19 protein-coding genes are annotated in these 19556 nt (G+C 65.0%); 6 read left to right on the top strand and 13 right to left on the bottom strand.

The features are described from left to right. Together ACFDR6_RS31625 and ACFDR6_RS31620 are read right to left on the bottom strand one after the other, a co-directional pair. Positions 1 to 921 (bottom strand): branched-chain amino acid ABC transporter permease, encoded by a 921-nt coding sequence (locus tag ACFDR6_RS31625; protein WP_212081458.1) that lies wholly within the window; start codon positions 919 to 921, stop codon positions 1 to 3. Positions 922 to 1028: 107 nt separating this feature from the next. Beyond that, entirely contained in the window at positions 1029 to 2273 is a 1245-nt protein-coding gene (locus tag ACFDR6_RS31620) for an ABC transporter substrate-binding protein (protein WP_375860741.1), read from the bottom strand. Positions 2274 to 2457: 184 nt separating this feature from the next. On the opposite strand from ACFDR6_RS31620, the gene ACFDR6_RS31615 reads away from it, so the two are divergent. Together ACFDR6_RS31615 and ACFDR6_RS31610 are read left to right on the top strand one after the other, a co-directional pair. Then, the gene (locus ACFDR6_RS31615) at positions 2458 to 3291 is read left to right on the top strand and encodes a MurR/RpiR family transcriptional regulator (protein WP_212081460.1); all 834 of its coding nucleotides are present in this window, start codon (positions 2458 to 2460) and stop codon (positions 3289 to 3291) included. A gap of 21 nt (positions 3292 to 3312) precedes the next feature. Continuing rightward, a complete protein-coding gene (locus ACFDR6_RS31610) occupies positions 3313 to 4134 on the top strand; it encodes an SDR family NAD(P)-dependent oxidoreductase (protein WP_317243456.1) in 822 nt (273 codons plus the stop codon). Between the two features lie 59 nt (positions 4135 to 4193). On the opposite strand, the gene ACFDR6_RS31605 is transcribed toward ACFDR6_RS31610, so the two are convergent. Continuing rightward, a complete protein-coding gene (locus ACFDR6_RS31605) occupies positions 4194 to 5276 on the bottom strand; it encodes a tlde1 domain-containing protein (protein WP_375860740.1) in 1083 nt (360 codons plus the stop codon). A gap of 644 nt (positions 5277 to 5920) precedes the next feature. Between ACFDR6_RS31605 and ACFDR6_RS31600 the strand changes: the two genes are divergently transcribed. Both ACFDR6_RS31600 and ACFDR6_RS31595 read left to right on the top strand, forming a co-directional pair. Further along, positions 5921 to 6442, top strand: coding sequence for a FecR domain-containing protein (locus ACFDR6_RS31600; protein WP_375860739.1), 522 nt, complete (start codon positions 5921 to 5923; stop codon positions 6440 to 6442). Positions 6443 to 6480: 38 nt separating this feature from the next. Then, a complete protein-coding gene (locus tag ACFDR6_RS31595; protein ID WP_375860738.1) occupies positions 6481 to 8367 on the top strand; it encodes a CHASE2 domain-containing protein in 1887 nt (628 codons plus the stop codon). Between the two features lie 55 nt (positions 8368 to 8422). Here ACFDR6_RS31595 and ACFDR6_RS31590 read toward each other — a convergent pair whose 3' ends face one another. The 4 genes from ACFDR6_RS31590 to ACFDR6_RS31575 all read right to left on the bottom strand — a co-directional run bounded on the left by ACFDR6_RS31590 (position 8423) and on the right by ACFDR6_RS31575 (position 12046). Beyond that, positions 8423 to 9925 (bottom strand): glycosyltransferase family 39 protein, encoded by a 1503-nt coding sequence (locus tag ACFDR6_RS31590; protein WP_375860737.1) that lies wholly within the window; start codon positions 9923 to 9925, stop codon positions 8423 to 8425. 6 nt (positions 9926 to 9931) lie between these two features. Further along, on the bottom strand, positions 9932 to 11065 hold the full coding sequence (locus ACFDR6_RS31585; protein ID WP_212081466.1) for a glycosyltransferase family 2 protein: 1134 nt from the start codon (positions 11063 to 11065) through the stop codon (positions 9932 to 9934). 256 nt (positions 11066 to 11321) lie between these two features. Continuing rightward, positions 11322 to 11525: a hypothetical protein gene (locus ACFDR6_RS31580; RefSeq protein WP_212081467.1), complete on the bottom strand. Its 204-nt coding sequence runs from the start codon at positions 11523 to 11525 to the stop codon at positions 11322 to 11324. 140 nt (positions 11526 to 11665) lie between these two features. Next, the gene (locus ACFDR6_RS31575) at positions 11666 to 12046 is read right to left on the bottom strand and encodes a hypothetical protein (protein ID WP_375860736.1); all 381 of its coding nucleotides are present in this window, start codon (positions 12044 to 12046) and stop codon (positions 11666 to 11668) included. Positions 12047 to 12149: 103 nt separating this feature from the next. On the opposite strand from ACFDR6_RS31575, the gene ACFDR6_RS31570 reads away from it, so the two are divergent. Together ACFDR6_RS31570 and ACFDR6_RS31565 are read left to right on the top strand one after the other, a co-directional pair. After that, positions 12150 to 12986: a DUF72 domain-containing protein gene (locus tag ACFDR6_RS31570; RefSeq protein ID WP_317243451.1), complete on the top strand. Its 837-nt coding sequence runs from the start codon at positions 12150 to 12152 to the stop codon at positions 12984 to 12986. Between the two features lie 8 nt (positions 12987 to 12994). After that, positions 12995 to 13456 carry a DUF488 domain-containing protein gene (locus tag ACFDR6_RS31565; RefSeq protein ID WP_317243450.1) on the top strand — a complete coding sequence of 154 codons (462 nt, stop codon included), beginning with the start codon at positions 12995 to 12997 and terminating at the stop codon, positions 13454 to 13456. A 48-nt stretch (positions 13457 to 13504) separates the two neighbouring features. On the opposite strand, the gene ACFDR6_RS31560 is transcribed toward ACFDR6_RS31565, so the two are convergent. The 6 genes from ACFDR6_RS31560 to ACFDR6_RS31535 form a co-directional block, all read right to left on the bottom strand. Further along, positions 13505 to 14419 (bottom strand): PhzF family phenazine biosynthesis protein, encoded by a 915-nt coding sequence (locus tag ACFDR6_RS31560; protein WP_375860735.1) that lies wholly within the window; start codon positions 14417 to 14419, stop codon positions 13505 to 13507. Positions 14420 to 14572: 153 nt separating this feature from the next. Further along, positions 14573 to 15880 carry an adenylate/guanylate cyclase domain-containing protein gene (locus ACFDR6_RS31555; RefSeq protein ID WP_212081472.1) on the bottom strand — a complete coding sequence of 436 codons (1308 nt, stop codon included), beginning with the start codon at positions 15878 to 15880 and terminating at the stop codon, positions 14573 to 14575. Between the two features lie 102 nt (positions 15881 to 15982). After that, positions 15983 to 17146, bottom strand: coding sequence for an ABC transporter permease (locus ACFDR6_RS31550; RefSeq protein WP_212081473.1), 1164 nt, complete (start codon positions 17144 to 17146; stop codon positions 15983 to 15985). Then, complete coding sequence (locus ACFDR6_RS31545) at positions 17143 to 18075, bottom strand: ABC transporter ATP-binding protein (protein WP_375860734.1); 933 nt, start codon at positions 18073 to 18075, stop codon at positions 17143 to 17145. Before ACFDR6_RS31545 ends, ACFDR6_RS31550 begins: the two co-directional genes overlap by 4 nt. After that, a complete protein-coding gene (locus ACFDR6_RS31540) occupies positions 18072 to 18860 on the bottom strand; it encodes an HlyD family secretion protein (RefSeq protein ID WP_212081475.1) in 789 nt (262 codons plus the stop codon). Before ACFDR6_RS31540 ends, ACFDR6_RS31545 begins: the two co-directional genes overlap by 4 nt. Next, positions 18857 to 19543: a TetR/AcrR family transcriptional regulator gene (locus ACFDR6_RS31535; protein WP_375860733.1), complete on the bottom strand. Its 687-nt coding sequence runs from the start codon at positions 19541 to 19543 to the stop codon at positions 18857 to 18859. The genes ACFDR6_RS31540 and ACFDR6_RS31535 overlap by 4 nt, the downstream gene beginning before the upstream one ends. Positions 19544 to 19556 lie beyond the last annotated feature (13 nt).

Raw genomic sequence — 19556 nt, 5'->3', positions numbered from 1 at the left:
TCAGGCCTCAAGCACGCTTTTCTTGCCCCACATGCCCCGCGCACGGAAGGTCACGACGGCAACGAGCAGGATGTACATCGACAACAGCGACCATTCGGACGCGTAGGCGCCGGCAAGCCCGACACAGAGCCCGACCAGCAATCCGGCCACGACCGCGCCCCAGAAACTGCCGACACCGCCGAGCACGATCACCAGGAATGCGGGGATGACGGCATCGACGCCCATGTGCGGGCGGATGCCCCAGATCGGCGCGACGATGATGCCGGCGACCGCGGCCAGCATCGTGCCGAACACGAAGACCAGCAGCCGCAATCGCGACAGGTTGATGCCGAGCGCGCGGACGATCTCGCTGTCATGCGCGCCGGCCTTGACGGTGGCGCCGAACGAGGTCTTTTCGATCAGCAGCCAGACCAGGCCGATGATCCCGGCGGCGATGCCAGCGGCGTAGAAGCGATAGGTCGACCAGATCAGATCGCCGAACAGAAAGCCGCCATTGATGGCGGACGGCACCTGCAGCACATAGTCGCGCGTGCCCCAGACCAGACGGATCAGCTCCTCGATCACCATCGCCGCGCCGAAGGTCAGCAGCAGTCCGTAAAGCGGGTCCTTGCCGTAGGTGCGACGCATGCAGAGCTCGATCAGGATGCCGACCAGGCTCACGATCGCGGGCGCGATGACCAGCGTGGCTGCGTAGCGCCAGCCGAGCGGGAGCGCGAGCCACACCTTGGCAAGATCGGCCGGTAATGGCGGCCGCGGTCCCGTCAACTGCATGGCGACATAGGCGCCGAGCGCGAACAGAGAACCGTGGGCGAGGTTGATCTGCTCCATCAGCCCGACGATGAGCATGAATCCGAGCGCGATCAGCGCGAACAACAGGCCGAGCGTCAAGCCGTTGAGGAGATGCGGAAGAAGGTCGAACAAGGTCTGGGTCTCGCAACTGACATTTGCTCACGCCCGGGACACAGATGGTCCGGGCACGCGGCGCGCGAGGCTGCGCGCCGTCCGTTCTGCGGCGTAACGTGCCGCCTCTAGGAGTCGACGGTCGGCACCTGCTCGTAGGGCGTGAGCTTGCACTTGCCGGGTGCGGCATCGTCGGCGGCCGTTTTCGGCTCGGTCCAGCGGATGATCTCGTACAGATCGGTATTGTCGACCGGCTTCGCGTTGCGTCGCGCCAGATAGATCGTCTGCTGCATCTGGTGCGTCATCGGATCCATGTAGGCATCGAAATGCTGCATGCGATCGGTCGCCGAGACCTTGAGATTCTCGAGCTCCTTGATGATCTTGACGTTGTTGGTCGACCCCGCCCGCTCGATCGCACGGAGCAATTCGCGCGTCGACATGTAGCCGTTATAGGAGACGTTGCCCGGCACCGGGATCGGGCCGTCTTTGTTGGCCGCCTGCCATTTCTTGACGAAATCGGCGACGCCGGGCAGCTGTAGCTTGTGATACCAGGTGGTGCCGAACACGCCGAACAGACTGTCGGGCGCGCCCCAGACATCGGGCCAGTCCTGCTGGTTGTTGATCCAGGCCGGCTTGCCGTCGAGCTTGAGCTGCGCCACCTGTTCGCGCAATGCCTTGATGTCGTCGCCGCCGATCGCGGTCGCAACCACGTCGGGTTTTGCTTGCTGGATCTTCAACAGATAAGCGGTGAAGTCACGCGTGTTCTGCGGCACCAGGAGATTGTCGATGATCTTCCCGCCCGCCGCTTCGACCTGCGCCCTGGTCGCGGCAGACGTGGTGTGGCCCCACACGTAGTCGTTGGTCAGCAGCATCCAGTTCTTGCCGATGGAGTCGACCGCGTTCTTAACCGACGCCTTGGAGAAATTGGTGCCGTTGCCGTCCCAGACGAATTTTACGCGCGAGCAATTCTCGCCCGCCTCGCTCGGTGCAGAGGAATTGGTGTTCATGTAGATCACGCCGTATTTGCTGGCGACCTGCGTGATGGCGTTGGCGACGCCGGAATGCAGCGCGCCGATCAGGATGGTGCAGTCCTCACGCGTGATGAAGCGCTCGGCGACGCGGCTGCCGGTGGCCGGCGTCGTCTCGGTATCCGCGGTGATGTAGGTGATCTGGCGGCCGAGCACACCGCCTTTGGCGTTGAACTCGTCGATCGCCATCTTGATGCCGCGGAAATCGTCCTGGCCGCTGTTGCCGTATTGACCGCTGGCATCGCAGGTCAGGCCGAGCTTGATCGGCTTTGCGCCTTGCGCCCACGCGTGATTCTCTTTCCACGGACCAAAGAAGCTGCCGGTGCCGCCGATGACGCTCGCCATCAAGCTGCCCTTCAAGACGCTTCGCCGTGAGATCTGACGCCCTCTCATCGTTTCCTCCCGTTTTCAAAGTCTTTTGCTTTTTTCTGGGATTAGAATATTCATTCCATTTGTTATGTAAAGTGGAATATTTGGTCCAAACGGCGAAATGCCGCTAAACAGGCGTCCGATCTGGAGACCCGAGGCGATGAACAAGTCACAAGGCGCAATGAGCTACGACGAGCTGCGCGGCGCCATTGCGCAGCGGCACCGGGCGCTTTCCGGCCGGTTGCAGCAGATCGCGGAGTTTGTGCTCGATCACCCGACGGACGTCGCGCTCGGCACGGTGGCGGAGGTCGCGCAGCGTTCGGGCGTGCCGCCCTCCGCGATCGTTCGCTTCGCCCACGCGCTCGGATTCGGTGGCTTCACCGAGATGCAGCAGGTGTTCCGCACGCGCCTCGTTGCCGGCGTTGCGCCGAGCTACAAGGCGCGGCTCGCCCGTATGAAGAGCGAGGAGAAATCGGTGCTCGGCCGCCAGCCGGCCGCGGTCTTGTCGCGCTTCGTCTCGGAGGCGCAATCGTCGCTGGTCACGCTGAGCCAGTCCGTCCATGCCCGCGAGCTCGACGCCGCAACCGCGATCTTATCGAAAGCGCGCGACATCTATCTGCTCGGCCTCGGGGGATCGTTTCCCGTTGCGACCCACCTCGCCTACGTGCTGCGCAAGCTCGGACGACGCGTCGTCCTGCTCGATGGCACCGGTGGCAGCATCCACGAGCAGTCGCATGCCGCAACCGTGGAGGACGCACTGGTCGCCATCAGCTTCCGGAATTACTATCCGGACACGGCGCGGCTGTTTCCCGAACTGGTCGCGCGCGGCGTCCCCTCCATCTCCATCACAGACAGCCTCTTGAGCCCGATCGTCGAAGGCGCGCATGTGGTGTTCGAGATCCAGGACATGCCCGAGCCGGCGCTGCGCACGCTGGTCGCGCCGATGTGTCTCGTGCAGGCGATGGCGATCGGCCTCGACCTCGCGGCCGACTAGGTTTCAGAACAGGAGAAGATCATGGCAGCACATGACGGGAAAATATTGGCGGGCCAGGTGGCGCTGCTGACCGGCGCTGGCCGCGGGCTCGGCCGCGCCTTCGCGGAGAAGCTCGCCGCGCTCGGCGCCGACGTCGCCATCCACGGCATGCGCGAGAACGGGCCGGCGGAATATGGCGAGGGCACGACGCTGACCGCCGTCGCCGCCGAGATCGGAAACCAATTCGGCGTCCGCAGCCGGCGCGTGCTCGGCGATCTCACCAAGGGCGAGGACATCGCGCGCGTGTTGGCCGAGACGGAAGCCGCGCTGGGCCCGATCGACATCCTCGTGCACAATGCCGGCGGCGACATCGCGGCCGCAGGCGGCAAACCCGATCCGAACGACGCCGTTCACATCAAGGAGGCCGATGTGCGCGCGGTGCTGGAGCGCAACCTGCTCTCGACCATCCTGACCTGCCAGGCGGTCGCAAAGGGAATGATGGAACGCCGGCGCGGCCGCATCGTCACGCTTGGGTCGGTCGCCGCCTTCAAAGGACGCACCAACGGCGCGATCTATGCAGTCTCGAAGGCCGGGGTGACGCATTACACGCGATGCCTGGCCGACCAGCTGCGCCCCTACGATATCGCCGTCAATTGCATCGCGCCCGGCGATACCCGCACCGGCCGCTTCCTCGGCACGCGCGCGGTGGACCCCGACAGGATGGTCGAGACCGGCACGCTCGACCGCATCGCGACCGTCGACGAGGTCGCACGCGTCGTCGAGTTCTTCGCAGGTCCCATGGGCGCCTTCGTCTCCGGCCAGGTGCTGCGGATCGACGGCGGCGGCCAGTGCTGGCCGGGCTGAGACACAAGAAAAAGGGCCGCTGCAAGCGACCCTTTTGCATCATCGCGACCGAGCCGACGTCACTCCACCCGCGCCAGCACGGCGAGCTTGCGAATGCCCTTGTTGCGGTAGGCGTCGAGGAACGCGTAATAGTCCTTGAACGACACGCAGCCGTTCGAATCGCCGTTTGGCCCGAGCATGAAGGTGTGGGCGAGCAGGCCGTCGCGGCCGTAGATCGCGCTCTCGCCGCCGATCGGGGTCAGGCGCAGCGCGGGCACGCCGTGGAACAGCGCCTCGCGCGGCTTCAACGTATAGATGTGCGGCGGAGTCACGCCGCGCATGCGCAGACGGCGGGAATCCGGATCGTCGCGGTTGGCGCCGAGGCCCGAATGCGCCTCGAGCCTGGTCCCGTCGGGGAGATACACCATCTTGGCCGTGATGTCGTAGACCGCGGTGTCACGATCATAAGGCGCCGAGCCGCCAAGCATCGGGTTCTGCTCCTTCGGCGCGATGGAGGCGGTGATGCTGGCATCGGCCGAGGCGTAGGCCAGAAGCCCACCGGACGGCTCACGCTTGCCCCAGAGTTTTTCCACCATCGACTGCCGCGGCGCGGTGATCGACATCACCGCTGCCTTGGCGCGATCTGCAATCGACTTCGGCTTCGCCTCGGGTGCCGGCACGATCTGGGCCGGATCGGCCGAGGCGAGCTGCATCTGGGCATCCGGAGCACGCTTCGCCTTGTCGGCGGCCTTGTCAGCGGTTTTGGCCGGAGCCGCCGGCTTCAGCGCTTCCGCGACCTTCGCGATCACGCTCTGCTTCGGCGCGTCCTTGGCCACAGCAACCTCGGTCGCTGGCGCGGCGCTGGCAGCGTTCGATTGCACGCCCTGCGTCGCAGCCGCGGCAAAGCGTTCGTTGAACATCTCGCGCGAGATCGGCGCGGCCACCTGCAACCGGTCCGGCAAGACCGCAAAGGCCTCCCTGACGGCCTCGCCCGCCTCGCGCAGGGCGACCCTGGGCGCGCGCTTGATCACCGGCTCGTCGTAGCCGGTGCTGCCGACGGTCGGATAGACGCTGGCGCCGAACACGTTGCTGTAGATGGTCCAGCCGGCGCCCATCACGACGCAGCCGATCGCCGCGGCGCCGAGCCAATTGGTCGTGGTCATTTTCCGGGAAGATTTCCGAAGAGAATTCTTGGACTTCCGTGCCGCGTTACTCTGCGCAGCGATACTCTTACTCATTCGCCTTGCGTCCAGGACGGTGTCACTCGGTCCCCCCTCAAAGTGCCGCTGGTCACGATCCGGGAACAGCATCTCGCAGAGGGTCGGAGCGTCATTAAGGCGACTTTTAGTTAAATGCGGATTAAGTTCGGGCAGATGTGGGGCGGTCCGTCAACGCTGTCTCATTTTGAGAAAAAAGCCCGCAGAACTACGGGCTTAGGGGCGTCTGTTAACCATAATTCTCGGCCGGGGCGGCGCATTCAGCAGACGTCTTCGGCCGCGTTCTCTAGACCCACCAACCAAGTCCTTTTCGTGGTCTTCAATGCCCGCACGATAACGGAGGAGCGTTGAGCGAGGCTGGTGTGCAAATGCCGCTTTCGCATCTCATGGGCGCCTCCGGTCGGCCGCTCATGCACATCGCGCGTGCCGCACGGCACTCGCCCCTGACCGAAAGTTGATCGCGCCGGACTGGAAAAGGCCGTGCTGAGGCGATAGCTGCGTGAGCGGCACTTTTCAGCAGCCTCTGCGAGTGATACGGTACCGTATCAACATCGCCTTGAACTGTGCCGGGCATGCAAACGGAGGCTGGCATGAGAAGGTTCGCGCGCGCCGGATGTTTCGCCCTGGCCTGGCCGGTTTTGTTGATGGGATATGCGGCGGCGCAGCCTGCCAATGCCGGCTGCACAGCGTCGGTTTCAGCCGCGAGCACGCAGACCTGGCGCTGCGACAACGGCATCACCATCGTTGCAGAAAACGGCGCCAGATTTGAACTTAAGGACGCCAACCGCGACGGACATATAGACTCCGTGGAGTTGAGCAGCAAAGCCCTGCTGATCGAGGTGCCCAAAAAACCCCGCGGCAATCCTTTCAAGGTGCTGACCCCGCAGGCGATTGCCGCGGTGCGCGGCACGAAGTGGGCCGTCGACGCCGCTGAGGCCAAGACCTCCGTCTTCGTCGCCGACGGCCGTGTCGGCGTCAGCCGCAGGGCTCGTGGGCGCGGCGTCGTTCTGGGCCCCGGCGAAGGCGTCGATGTGGAAGCCACCGGCGCGTTGACCGTCAAGACATGGGGGCAGCCGCGCGTCGATGCGCTGATGGCAAGGCTTGGTCAATAGGACTACCGGACTCAGAGCAAAGAAGATTGCAGCACGTAGTGACTAGACGCGTTCAGATCCTGGCGGCACTCATCCTCACCGCGCTGTGGGGCGCAGGCATCTATGCCGCGCACGCCCACGGTCATCTGCGCTTTCTCGACCGCCTCGAAGCGACGCTGACGGATTGGCGGACCCAGATCCGCGGCGTGCAGCGTCCGCCCGATCTCGTCACCATCGTCGCGATCGACGATACCGTGGTGAAGCGCGGCGGCAGCTATCCGCTGCCGCGCGCCGATCTCGCCCGTGTCGTCGACACCATCGTGCAGTTCAAGCCGAAGGTCGTCGCGATCGACCTGCTGCTGGTCGACCGCAGCGCCGCGATCGGAGATGCGACGCTGGCGAACACGCTCGCCACCGGTCCCATGGTGCTCGCCGCCGCGGCCATCTTTCCCAGCGCCAGCGAGACCGTCGAGGCCAGCAGCCAGGGCCCCCTCGCCGTGCTGCCGCAGGCCGAACGCTTCCTGCTGCCGCTGCCCGCGTTCGCCGACCACGCCGAGGTCGGCGTCGTCAACGTCGCGACAGGGCAGTCGGGCTCACCTCTTTCGGTGCCGATGCTGTTCCGGACCCGCGACAAGGTCGAGCTGTCGTTCCCGTTGCGCGTCGCGGCGCGCGCGCTCGACAAGTCGCTGACGATTGCACCGGATCGCCTCATGCTCGGTGACCGCGCCGTGCCGACCGATACCGATTTCGCACTGCCCATCACCTATTACGGTCCGAGACGCACCATCCGCACCGTCAGCGCACAGGCCATCTTCGACGGCACGCTCAAACGCGACGCGATCGAGAACCGGATCGTCGTGATCGGCGCCTCGGTCGCCGGCGGCGGCGACTTCTATCCCACACCCTTCGATTCCCTGATGCCCGGCGTCGAAGTGGTCTCGACTGCGATCACGCATCTCGTTGCCGGCGACGGCATCGTGCGCGATTACAGGGTTCGTATCGCCGACGCTTTTGCTGCGATCCTGCTGCCGATCTTGCTGGTCGGCTCGCTGGCCTGGCGGCGCAGCGCGCTCGGCATCATGGCGGCGGCTGCGGTGATGATCGCCTGGGCCGGGCTCAATACGTTCGCGTTTACGCATGGCGTCTGGCTGAATGCAGCAACCACGCTTGCCGCCGCCGTGCCCCCGTTTGCGATCTTTGCCGGCGTACAGCTGTGGGCCGGAGGCCGCCGCACGCAATATCTCGCTGCCAAGAGCAGGTCGCTAGCCCGGTTCCAGGCGCCCGCAGTGCAGGAATGGTTGGCGCGCGATCCGGATTTTCTGTCAAGACCCGTACGGCAGAACGCAGCCGTGGTCTTCATCGATCTTTCCGGCTTCACAGGCCTGAGCGAGCAGACCGACCCGGATGCGATCCAGGAGGTCCTGAAGGCATTTCATGCGCTGATCGACAAGACTGCCGTCGATTGTGGCGGCACAATCACCGGCTTTCTCGGCGACGGCGCCATGATCCTGTTCGGCCTGCCGCGAGCGATGCCCGATGACGCGGCAAGCGCGCTGAAATGTTCGATCGACCTGCATCGCGGCGTCGAACGCTGGATTGCTTCGTTGCCGCCAGCCATCGGCGATCGGCTCGGCTTCAAGATCGGCGCGCATTTCGGCGAGATCGTCGCCTCCCGCCTCGGCGGGAGTCACCAGCACATCACTGCGACGGGCGACACCGTGAACGTCGCGAGCCGACTGATGGAGGTCGCCGCCCAGAACGGCGCACGGCTCGCGTTGAGCGATACGCTGCTCGATGCGGCCGACTTCCACGGGGCGCCTGACGGCGTTCTGTCAGGCCCCCTGCTCGCCCGCGTCCGCGGCCGTTCGGGCGTCGTGACGGTGTGGTTCTGGCGGGATCGGGGCGGGCCGGACCAGGATGCTGCAAAGGCCGAGATGATCGGCTGAAGGCCACCGCCGTACACCCCCGCACTCGCTGTCGCCCCCCGCGAGGACGACAAGACTACCTTGCTTCCGGCGGCGGCGAGCGGTCCAGCACGTCGCCTTTGGCGCCTTCCAGCAGATCGATGCCGTAGGTTTCGACCACGAGCGGCCCGCGCTTGCGCTGCAATTGCGCAACCTGCGTGACCTGCGCAAAGAGGTGGTGGAGAACGGGATGCCCTTCCGGGCGCAGTTCGTCGACATACAGCAGCTTGCCAGCGAGCAGCTTTGGATCCGGCTCGACCATGTTGACCCAGCGGATGCGCTGGGTCCGCTGCACCACGCAGGTGCCGCGCGGCAGGTAGAAGGCGAGCCAGCCGGTGGTGCCGTAGTCCTGCGCGAGCACACAGGTGGCGCCATGACGCGCGCGCACCGTTTCGATCTCGGCGGCGAGCTCGCGCCAGCCGACGCCGACGCTGCGCACGGTGGCATCGCGGCGATATCCGGAGAGCCAGCCGGTATTGGCCTGCACGATCAGCGCGGCAAACATCACGATGCCGACGGGCGCGGCCCAGCGCAGGCAGAAATCCGCTAGGCGCCGCGCACGCGGCTTCCACTGCACGAGGTTGACGGCGGCCGCCGCGGCAATAACGAAGGGCGGATAGACCGGCGCGAACCAGTTGGCCTCGACGCGGGCATGCAGCGAATGCCAGACGAAATAGGCGACGATGGTCCAGAACATCGTCTCGATCAGCACGCGCGAGGCCAGCGCGCCGGCCCTGTGCCAGGTCAACGCGTGCAGGCCCATCGCGCCGAGGATGAAGACGAGCGGGGTCGCAAACGCGATCTGGGTCGGGATCAGCTCGGCGACGAAGACCGGACGAAAGTCTTCGATCTTCGCGCGCCCAAGCTGCTTTGCGAACGAGACCCATTGATGGTCCGCATTCCAGAGGATCACCGGCGAGAACAGCGCCAGCGCAACGAGGCCCCCGAGATAGGGCCAGGGCGAGAGAAACCAGCGCCGCAGTTTCGGCACGCAAGCCAGCCAGATCAGGATCGCCAACCCGAAGAACATCGCGGTGTATTTCGACAGCAGCGCCGCGCCGACGGCTGCGCCGACCGCGAGCCACCAGGCACCCCGGCCGGTCTCCAGCACCTTGGCGAGGAAGAACAGCACGAAGCTGGAGGCGACCAGCAGCGGCGCATCGGGCGTCACGATCAGCGTGCCGATCGAGGCCATCATCGTCACGTTGAGCAGGATGGCGCTGGTCGCGGCGACACGCGCGCCGCCGAACAGGATCGCGGCGGAGCGATAGACCGCATAGCTCATCGGCAGCGCCAGCAGGATCGAGACCAGGCGGACGCCGAGCTCGGTATCGCCGGCGATCATGGTGCCGGCGCGGATCACATAGGCAACCATCGGCGGGTGGTCATAATAACCGCCCGCCAGATTCTTCGACCACATCCAGTAATAGGCTTCGTCGAAGGTAATAGGTGTGAACGCGGCCGCGACGAGCCGCAAACCGACCAGCGCGAGAATCAGCAGCGCGGTGTTGCGGACGATCCGCGCGTCAGCTCCGCCCATATTGCGCTATTTCTTGCGCCAGACGAACAGGCCTGACATCGCGTAGTTCCACACCACGCCCATCAGCGCACCGGCCATGCCGGCCAGCCACCAGATCGGCTCCTGGTCGTACACCGAGAAGGCGACGCCGACATTGGCGAGCAGGCCGACGCTGCACACGATGTAGAAAGCGATCAGGCCGCGCAGCAGCGCAAAGCCCCTCAGCCGCTGGTCGCGATAGGTGAGGAAATTGTTGAGGATGAAATTGCTGGTCATGGCGACGATGGCACCGGCAGCCTGCGCCTCCGGGAACGGCACCTTGAACAGCTGGAGTCCGATGAACAGCGTGGTGAGGTGCACCACGAGGCCGATGCCGCCGACCATCGCGAACAGGATGAAGCGCAGCGAGACGACATCGTTGCTCAGCTTGGCGAGGACGAGACCGAGGAAGTCGAGCGCGACCATGGAGTCGAGCTTGCTCTCGCCATGCTGACGCGCGCCGAACGTGTAGGGAATCTCGACGGCCCGCAAGGTGCCGCTCGCAGTCGCGACGATGTCGAGCAGGATCTTGAAGCCGTGCACGGACAGCTTTGGCGCGAGCTCCTCGAAGCGATCGCGGCGCATCATGAAGAACCCGCTCATGGGATCGGCGATCTCGACCCGCAGCATCTTCCTCGCGAACTCGGTCGCCAGCGCGCTGGCGCCGGCGCGCTGCTTGTTGAAGCCCTCGCTCTTGTAGCCCTCGATGTAGCGGCTTCCGACGACGAGGTCGGCCTCATCACTTGCGAGCAGCAACAGCATCTTCGGCAGCTGCGCCTCGTCGTGCTGGAGATCGGCGTCGATCACGGCGACAAACGGCGCACTCGAGGCAAGGATGCCCTCGATACAGGCGCCCGACAGGCCGCGGCGGCCGATGCGGCGGACGCAGCGGACGCGGCTGTCCTGCTGCGCCAGCGCGCGCACGACGTCCCAGGTGCCGTCGGGCGAATTGTCGTCGACGAACACGACCTCCCAGGCGACGTTGGTGAGGGTCGCCTCCAGCCGCCGGTACAATACCGTGACATTGTCGCGCTCGTTGAAGGTCGGGACGATGACCGACAGTTCCGGGCCCTCTTGAGCCTGCGGCGGATGGTCGGAGCCCGGTCTGATCGCTTCGTTCATGACGGCAGCGTATATCCGCCGCGTCCTACGCTGCCAAGTTCTTGCGCTGCCAAGCCGGGGGGTCTGTGGGAAATGACCCAAAAGGGGTCCCAAAATGCCAACGACCCCGGAACGGCGGGCCGCGCGTACATCCGGCGCAAGCCCAAGCTATTCCAAGGTCGTCCCAGCGCCGGAGTTTTCCGCTCAACGTCGCCGTTAGAAGCTAGATAGGAACGACCCGACCGTTTCGCAAGGGGCGAAAACCACCATTTTGAGCCTATTGGTTGGGCACTTCCCGGATGATCGGGCCGCGCGGCGCGGGCGCGGCGGGGGCTGCCGGGGCCGCAGCCGGGGCGGGCTCGGCTTTCGCCGGTTTGGGCGGCTTGCCATATTGGCCGATCGGCCCGAACACGACGGCGACCGCCAGCACGATCGCTGCGACGATCGCGCCCAAAATGCCCCCCATCGACTCAGACGACATGAAACCCATCCCTGTTCCAGATGCGCCCGGTGATACCATGGATGGGCGCACGGCCGAAGGGGCGAATAGCGAACGGGGAGTAGCGAATAGGGAGGCTGGCCTTCCTGCCCTATTCGCTACTCCCCATTCGCTTTCGGCTCCTACTTCGCCGGCAGCCTGTGCTTGACGAAGGCCGTCACGATGTCCTTTTGCGCAAACTCCACTGCCCTGTTCGCGGTCGCGAGATGTGCGCCGGAATCAATGTTCGGATATTGGGTCGTGAGATAGTCGAGCAGCACCACCCGGTAGTATTGCCGCTCCGACGGACAGGCGCCCGCGACCGAGCGGACAAAATCCTGTTCCGTCATTCCCTGATTGCTGTCACGCGAATATTCCCGCGCCAGGCAATGCCAATAATCGTCGCGGCCCCGCTGGGCGAGCGTCTGCGCGCCCTTGGCATCGTCATCATCCGCCATGACCGGAGATATCATGGCGGCAGATGTCATCATGCCGAGCGCCGCTCCCACCATCAGCATCCGCATCTTGATCTCCTTTTTCGCCGATCGCGACGCCGAGCTTAGACTCGACGCGAGAACTGGCCAATCACATCTCGTTTGACTAGGATAAGCCCCTCCCTCCCCGTCGATGCGAGATCCTCCCGTGGCCAAAGCAAAAACCGCGTCAAAAAAGTCCGGCAACATCTTCATCGGCATCGGCGGCTGGACCTTCGAGCCCTGGCGCGGCGTGTTCTATCCGGAGAAACTCACGCAGGCGAAGGAGCTGTCTTACGCAGCCTCGAAGCTGACCTCGATCGAGATCAACGGCACCTATTACGGCTCGCAGAAGCCGGAGAGCTTTCGCAAATGGGCAAGCGAGGTGCCCGACGGCTTCGTGTTCTCGGTAAAGGGACCGCGCTTCGCAACCAATCGCCGCGTGCTCGCCGAGGCCGGCGACTCCATCAAGCGATTCTATGATTCCGGCGTGCTGGAGCTCGGCGACCATCTCGGGCCGGTGCTCTGGCAGTTTGCCCCGACGAAAAAGTTCGACGGCGCCGATTTCGGCAAGTTCCTCGAACTGTTGCCCCGCAAGCTCGAGGGCCGCGCGCTCCGCCATGTCGTTGAGGTCCGCCACGACAGTTTCTGCACGCCCGACTTCGTTGCGCTGATCCGCGAATTCGAGACGCCCGTGGTGTTCGCCGAGCACGGCAAATATCCTGCCATCGCCGACGTCGCCGGCGATTTCGTCTATGCCCGGCTTCAGAAGGGCAATGACGAGATCAAGACCTGCTACCCGCCGAAACAACTCGACGCCTGGGCCGAGCGCTTCCAGGCCTGGGCTTCGGGCGGTGAACCGGATGATCTGCCGAAAGTCGACAAGGCCAAGCCGAAGAAGGAGCCACGCGACGTGTTCGCTTACGTCATCCACGAAGGCAAGGTGCGCGCACCTCACGGCGCCATGGAACTGATCGCGCGGATAAGCTGAGCTGTCCCATGGCAAAGGCAAGAAAGCTCTTCACCATCGGCTATGAGCAGACGCCGCCCAAGGCCGTGCTGGACGAGTTGGAAGAGGCCGGCGTCAAGCTCGTGGTCGACGTGCGCGCCGTGACGTCGTCGCGGCGCCCGGGCTTTTCCAAGAAGCAGCTGTCCGCCGGACTCGACGAGCGCGGCATCGCCTATGTTCACCTCGCCGCGCTCGGCACGCCGAAGGAAGGCCGCTTGGCGGCGCGCAGCGGGCAGTACGACGTGCTGGAGAAGATTTTTTCGAAGCACCTGAAGGCGCCCGAGGCCAGGGAAGCAATGGACGAGCTCTCGGCCCTGGTGAAGAAGGCCGGCCCCGTGTGCCTGCTGTGCTACGAGCGGGACCACACTCATTGCCACCGCCAGATGATCGCGGAGATCATCGAGGAGCGGGATGGCGTGGCGGTGAAGAATTTGGCCGGGCGGCAGACGTAGCTGCCGCCGTCATTCCGCGGCGCCCTTGGCGCGAACCCGGAATGGCGGCTAGCCCTCTCCCGCAAGCTGGAACGACCCCTCCATCATCTGCACGCAGCTGCCGCCGACGTGGGCGGAGACGATCTTGCCGTGCTGCTTGCGCACGCGCGTCAGCAGGATGCTCGGCCGGCCCATGTCAAACCCCTGGCCGACGGTAAGCGTGAGCTCGCCGTCAGGCGCGGGATCGAGATCGGCGAACAGTGCGGCTGCAGCAACTGTGGCGCTGCCGGTGGCGGGGTCTTCGATCAGGCCGCTGGCCCCGGGGAAGAACATTCGCGCCTGGCGCTCGCATGGCGCCTCCGCAGCCGGCACATCGCGCGTGTAGAAATAGACCGAGAAAGCGCCGTCGCGCGGCAGCATCCGGCCGAATGCCGCGGCATCCGGCTTGGCCCGCCGCACCGCCTCGCGCGATCGCACCTCCGCGACCACGAACGGCGTCCCGACACCGACGACCTGTGGCGCGTGGCGATCGGTCCTGATGTCATCGGCGCTCAGAGAGATGCAGGACGCCACGTCCGCGGCGGAAACTTCCGCCAGCCGCGACAGCGGCTGCGGCGCGGTCAGCTCGGTGCTGACCACCTTTCCCTGCTCTCTACGAATCTCGACCGGCACGAGCCCAGCCTTCTCTTCGAACAGCAGGCGCGGCTTCGGCTCCCTGGCGAGGCTCGCCAGCACGAAGGCAGTGCCGACATTGGGATGACCCGCGAAGGGAAGCTCCCGAACCGGTGTGAAGATGCGGACCTCCGCGTCGTGCCCGGGATTGCGCGGCGGCAGCACGAAAGTCGTCTCGGAATAGTTGAACTCGGTCGCGATCGCCTGCATCTGCGTGCTCGACAGCCCGCCCGCGTCGAGCACAACGGCGAGCTGATTGCCGCCGAAGGCGCGGTCGGTGAACACGTCGACGGTGGCGTAACGGCGCTGCATCCTCGATCCCTCATGCAAGTCGCGGCCGCGACCGGCCGCTTCGCCGGCAGTCTACAAGCCGGCGATATCGCTCGTCATGCCCCAAAATTCGGAGCAATCGGAGCAATCGATTCATGAAGTGGAAGAGCGAGCGCCAGCGATATGGGACGCGCGCTAGCCCAATTGAAACACCGCCACCGGCCGCTCGTAGCCGCGCACCTCGACCTCGCCGAGCGCGACGGCATCGCTGCCGGCCTCGCCCAGCGCCTCGCGCACGGTCGCCGAGATCAGGAACTGCGAGCCGAACTCCTTGTTCAGCGCTTCCAGCCGCGAGGCGAAGTTCACGGTGTCGCCGATGACGGTGTACTCCTTGCGCCGTGGCGAGCCGATGTTTCCGGCGACGACCTCGCCGAAATGAATCCCGATGCCGATGCGCAGCGGCCAGCTCGTCTGGGCATTGATGCGGTCCATCGCGCTGAGCATCTCGCGGCCCGCGGCGACCGCACGCGGCGCGGCGTCGGAGGCCTCCAGAGGTGCGCCGAACAGCGCGAGGAAGCCATCGCCGAGAAACTTGTTCACGATGCCGCCGTGCTTGTCGAGGATGTCGACCAGCACCGCGAAGGCGCCGTCGAGCCGGTCGACCACTTCCTGCGGCGTGCGCGACTGCGCGCCGGCCGTGAAGCCGCGGAAATCGACGAACATCACCGCGACGCGGCGAATATCGCCGCTTGCGCTCGTTCCCTGCGCCATAAGCCGCTCCACCACTTGTGGGGAGACGTGCTGGCCGAACAGGTTCGTCACCCGGTCGCGCGCGGTCGCCGCCGCGATGCTCGCGGCAAACTGGCGGCGGAGCTGCGCGCCGACGGCACCCGCCAGCGCGCCGCAAATCAGGATGACGACGCTGCGCACAGCGTGCAAATAGATCAGGGGATCGCCGGCCTCGTCTGCCGAATTGTAGTACAACGCAACCGACAGAAGCCCGGCTGCAGCCACGAAGCCGGTGAATGCAGAGAGCCAGAAGTCGAGCCGCAGGGTCGAGAGGATGACGAAGATGAAATACATCAGCGGCACGGCGAAACCGAGCGCCTGGCTTGCGCCCATGGTGCGGGTCTGCAGGATCAGGATCACGGTCGGCAGCGACGTCTCGATCAGCGTGCCGACATAGCGGCGGATCACCGGCACATCGCGATCGAGCCGCAGGTTCTTTCTGATCTGGGTGTGGACCCAGACCTCGAACAGAATGAAGCCGGCGAGCAGAGCATAGACCGCGATAATCCCGTCCGTTCCGCGCCACACCCGGTTCACCACGCCGGGGTCGATCAAATAGATCGAGGTGAGCAACAGCATCATGATGCAGCCCGTCAGGATCAGTGTCCGCACCCGCAACAACTCGGTGCGCAACACCTCCCGCGTCAGCTCGCGCTCGAAATCCTCCGACAGCACGGCCTGGTGCCGTGTCTTCCTGCTCGCAAATCTGACCATTCCGCCCCCTTGTCATTCCGGGGCGATGCAACAGCATCGAACCCGGAATCCCGGGTTCACGCTTCGCGCGCCCCCGGAATGACTTCCAAGGGTCATTGTGCCTCAATCCAGCGTGCGGCGGAAGCGCGTCACGGCGATGGTCATGGCGAGCAGCATCAGGGCTACCAGCGCCAGCGTGTCGAAGCGCAAATTCTCCATGGTCGCGCCCTTGAGCATGATGGCGCGGACGATGCGCAGATAATGCGTCAGCGGCAGGGCTTCGCCGAGATATTGCGCCCAGGCCGGCATGCCCGCGAACGGGAACATGAAGCCGGAGAGCAGAATGCTCGGCAGAAAGAACATCATCGACATCTGCATGGCCTGGAGCTGGTTCTGCACCAGGGTCGAGATGGTGTAGCCGATCGCCAGATTGGTGGTGATGAACAGTGTCGAGAGCAGCGCCAGCAGAAACAGATTGCCGATCAGTGGCACGCCGAACAGGCCGACGCCGATGCTGATGATGAGGAACGCCTGCACGAAGCCGACCAGGACGTAAGGCACGATCTTGCCGAACATCACCTCGACCGGCTTGATCGGCATCGACAAGAGGCTTTCCATGGTGCCGCGCTCGACCTCGCGCGTGACCGACAGCGCGGTGAAGATCAGCATGGTCATGGTCAGGATGGTGCCGACGAGACCGGGCACGATGTTCAGGCTGGAGCTAGCTGCCGGATTGTAGCGGGCGTGCGCGCGGATCTCGAACGGCATCTCCGGGGGATCGCCGATATAGAGATCGTGCTTGAGCGCGGTCTGCACCACCATACCGAGCGAACCGATCGCCGCGCTCGCCGCAACGGGATCCGTGGCGTCGGCCGCGACCAGCAATGCCGGTCTGTCGCCGCGCCGCACCGCGCGCTCGAAGCCACGCGGGATCTCGATGCCGAACAGCACCTTGCCGGATTTCAGGAGGTTGTCGAAATCGTCGACGTCGTGCACCTCATAGAGGAAGCGGAAATAAGCGGTGTTCTCCAGCGCCTTCAAAATCGAGCGGGCGAGATCGGAGTCCTCCTGGAGCAGCACCGCGCTCGGCAGATGGCGCGGCGTGGTGTTGATGGCATAGCCGAACAGCATGAGCTGCATCACGGGCAGCATCACGATCATCGCGAAGGACACGCGATCCCGCCTGAGCTGGATGAACTCCTTGACCAGCATTGCATAAGAGCGCCGCAGGAAGCCGAAGCGTTCCCGGATTTCGTGGCGCGGTGCGGGAGGATCGACGGCGCTCATTGGAAATTGTCCTTGGAGCGACCCATCAGCTCGATGAACACGTCTTCCAGCGACGGCGACGATTTCTGCCAGTGCAGGCCGCTCTTCTCACGCCACGACCCGATGCTGGCTTCGAGCGCCGCGACGTCGCGGCCGGACACGTGCAGCGAGGTGCCGAACGGCGCCACCATGTCGATCCCCGGCTTGCCGGTCAGCTCGGCCGTGAGGCGGTTGAGGTCCTCGCCCGTCACTGTGTAGGTCGTCAGCGCGGATTTCGCGATCACCTCCTCCACTGTGCCATGCGTCAGCAGATGGCCGTAGGCGATGTAGGCGATCTCATGGCAGCGCTCGGCTTCGTCCATGTAATGGGTAGAGACCAGGACCGTGAGGCCCTCGGCGGCGAGCGCATGGATCTCGTTCCAGAAGTCGCGCCGCGCCTTGGGATCGACGCCCGCGGTGGGCTCGTCGAGCAGCAGGAGTTGCGGATTGGGCAGCGTGCATGCCCCGAGCGCGAGTCGCTGCTTCCAGCCGCCGGAGAGCTCGCCCGCAAGCTGCTCCTCGCGACCCGAGAGCCCGAGCCGCCTGATCATGTCGCGCGCGGCACCTCGCGCGTCGGTGACGCCATAGAGCCGCGCCACGAATTCGAGATTCTCGCGTACCGAGAGATCCTGGTACAGGCTGAAGCGCTGGGTCATGTAGCCGACCTGGCGCTTGATCTTTTCGGCATCGCGCCGGATGTCGTAGCCGAGGCAGGTGCCCTCACCGCTGTCGGGCGTGAGCAGCCCACAGAGGATGCGGATGGTGGTTGTCTTGCCCGAGCCGTTGGGCCCGAGGAAGCCATAGATCGAGCCGCGCTTCACCTGCATCGACAGATCGTGCACGACCTCGCGGCCCCCGAACGACTTGGTCAGGCCCTTGACGTCGATCGCGATGCCGTTTCCCTCGCTCATCGCTTGTCCGCCACCGGAGTCTTCGGATTGAGATAGACGTCGATCGGCTGTCCCACGCGCAGGGCATCAGGCCGCGAGGGCCGCGCCTGGACCAGATAGACCAGCTTGTTGCGCTCATCGAGACTGTAGATGACAGGCGGGGTGTATTCGGCCGAGGTCGCAATGAAATAGATCTTTGCGGTGAGGTCGGCCGCGCAATTGTCGCAAGAGATTCGTACCGTGTCGCCGATCGCGACCTTCGGCAGCGCGGTCTCCGGCACGAAGAAGCGCAGCTTCATGTTACCGGGCGGCATGATCGACAGCACCGGCCGCTGCGCCCCCACCATCTCACCCTCGCGGAAATAGATCTGCTGGATGGTGCCGGCAACAGGCGCAAAGCCCTTGCGCCGCGCCATCCGCGTCTCCGACGTCGCCACCCGCGCCTCCGCGACGCGCAACGATGACACCGCGGAATCGAGATTGGCTTGCGTGCCGGAGCCGGTCTTGTTCAGCGAGGCTGCCCGATCATAAGTTTGCTGTGCGTTGGCGAGCGTCGCCTTGTTCTGGTTGAGATCGGCAAGCTGGAGATCATCGTCGACGGAATAGAGGTGATCGCCGACCTTGACCTCGTCGCCCTCGCGGACATTGAGCTTGGTTACGCGGCCGGCTTCGTCCGGGCTGACGAAGATCATGTCGGCCTCGACCCAGCCCTGGAAGCCGGGATCGCGCTTCTCCTTGCACCCGGCAAGGCCGGTCGCGAGCGTAACGACCAATGCCAATCCAAGGATCGCTTGCGACGACTTCATGTCGTCCTCCGTTCGCCAAAAATCAAATCGAGATGGACGCGCAGCATCTCCTGCGCGTCGAGCGGCGCATGCCGCGCAAACAGGCTTTGCCAGATCACTGCGATCATCGCCGGAGCAACCATGATCTGTGGATAGCGCGCGAGGTCCTTCTGACGGATCTCGCCGCGAGCGATGCCGAGCTCGATCAGCCCGCGCATGGCAGCAATCCCGCGCGAGACGACCTCGCGGTAGTAGAAGTCGGCGACGGCCGGAAAGCGCGGCCCCTCCGCCACGATCAGGCGCACCAGATCGCCGCGCCTGGTGCCGATGACCTCTTTCAGGAAGTTGCTGGCGAAGGCCTCGACGAGGTCGCGCACCGAGCCCGCCGGCGGCGGTAGCGCGGTCAGCCGCGCCACGACTGGCACGATCACGATGCGCACCAGCTCCTCGAACATCGATTCCTTGTCCTTGAAGTGCAGGTAGATCGTGCCCTTGGCGACACCGGCGCGTTTGGCGATGTCGTCAAGGCGCGTCGCGGCAAAGCCGCGGGCGATGAATTCCTCCATTGCCGCCTCCACGATCGCCGCGCGCCGCTCCTGCGCACGCGCAGTGCGGTTCGACACAGGCAGCGCGCCTTGGGTTGCGGACGTGTGCGCCCCGCTCTCTGCAGAGGGCTTGGCGAGCTTGGTCGATCTCTTTGTCATTTTTCTATTTTGA

The organism is Bradyrhizobium tunisiense (assembly GCF_042263385.1).
Taxonomy (GTDB): domain Bacteria; phylum Pseudomonadota; class Alphaproteobacteria; order Rhizobiales; family Xanthobacteraceae; genus Bradyrhizobium; species Bradyrhizobium tunisiense.
Note: the sequence above shows the minus strand (reverse complement) of the source record. Positions and strands in the feature narration are given on the sequence as shown.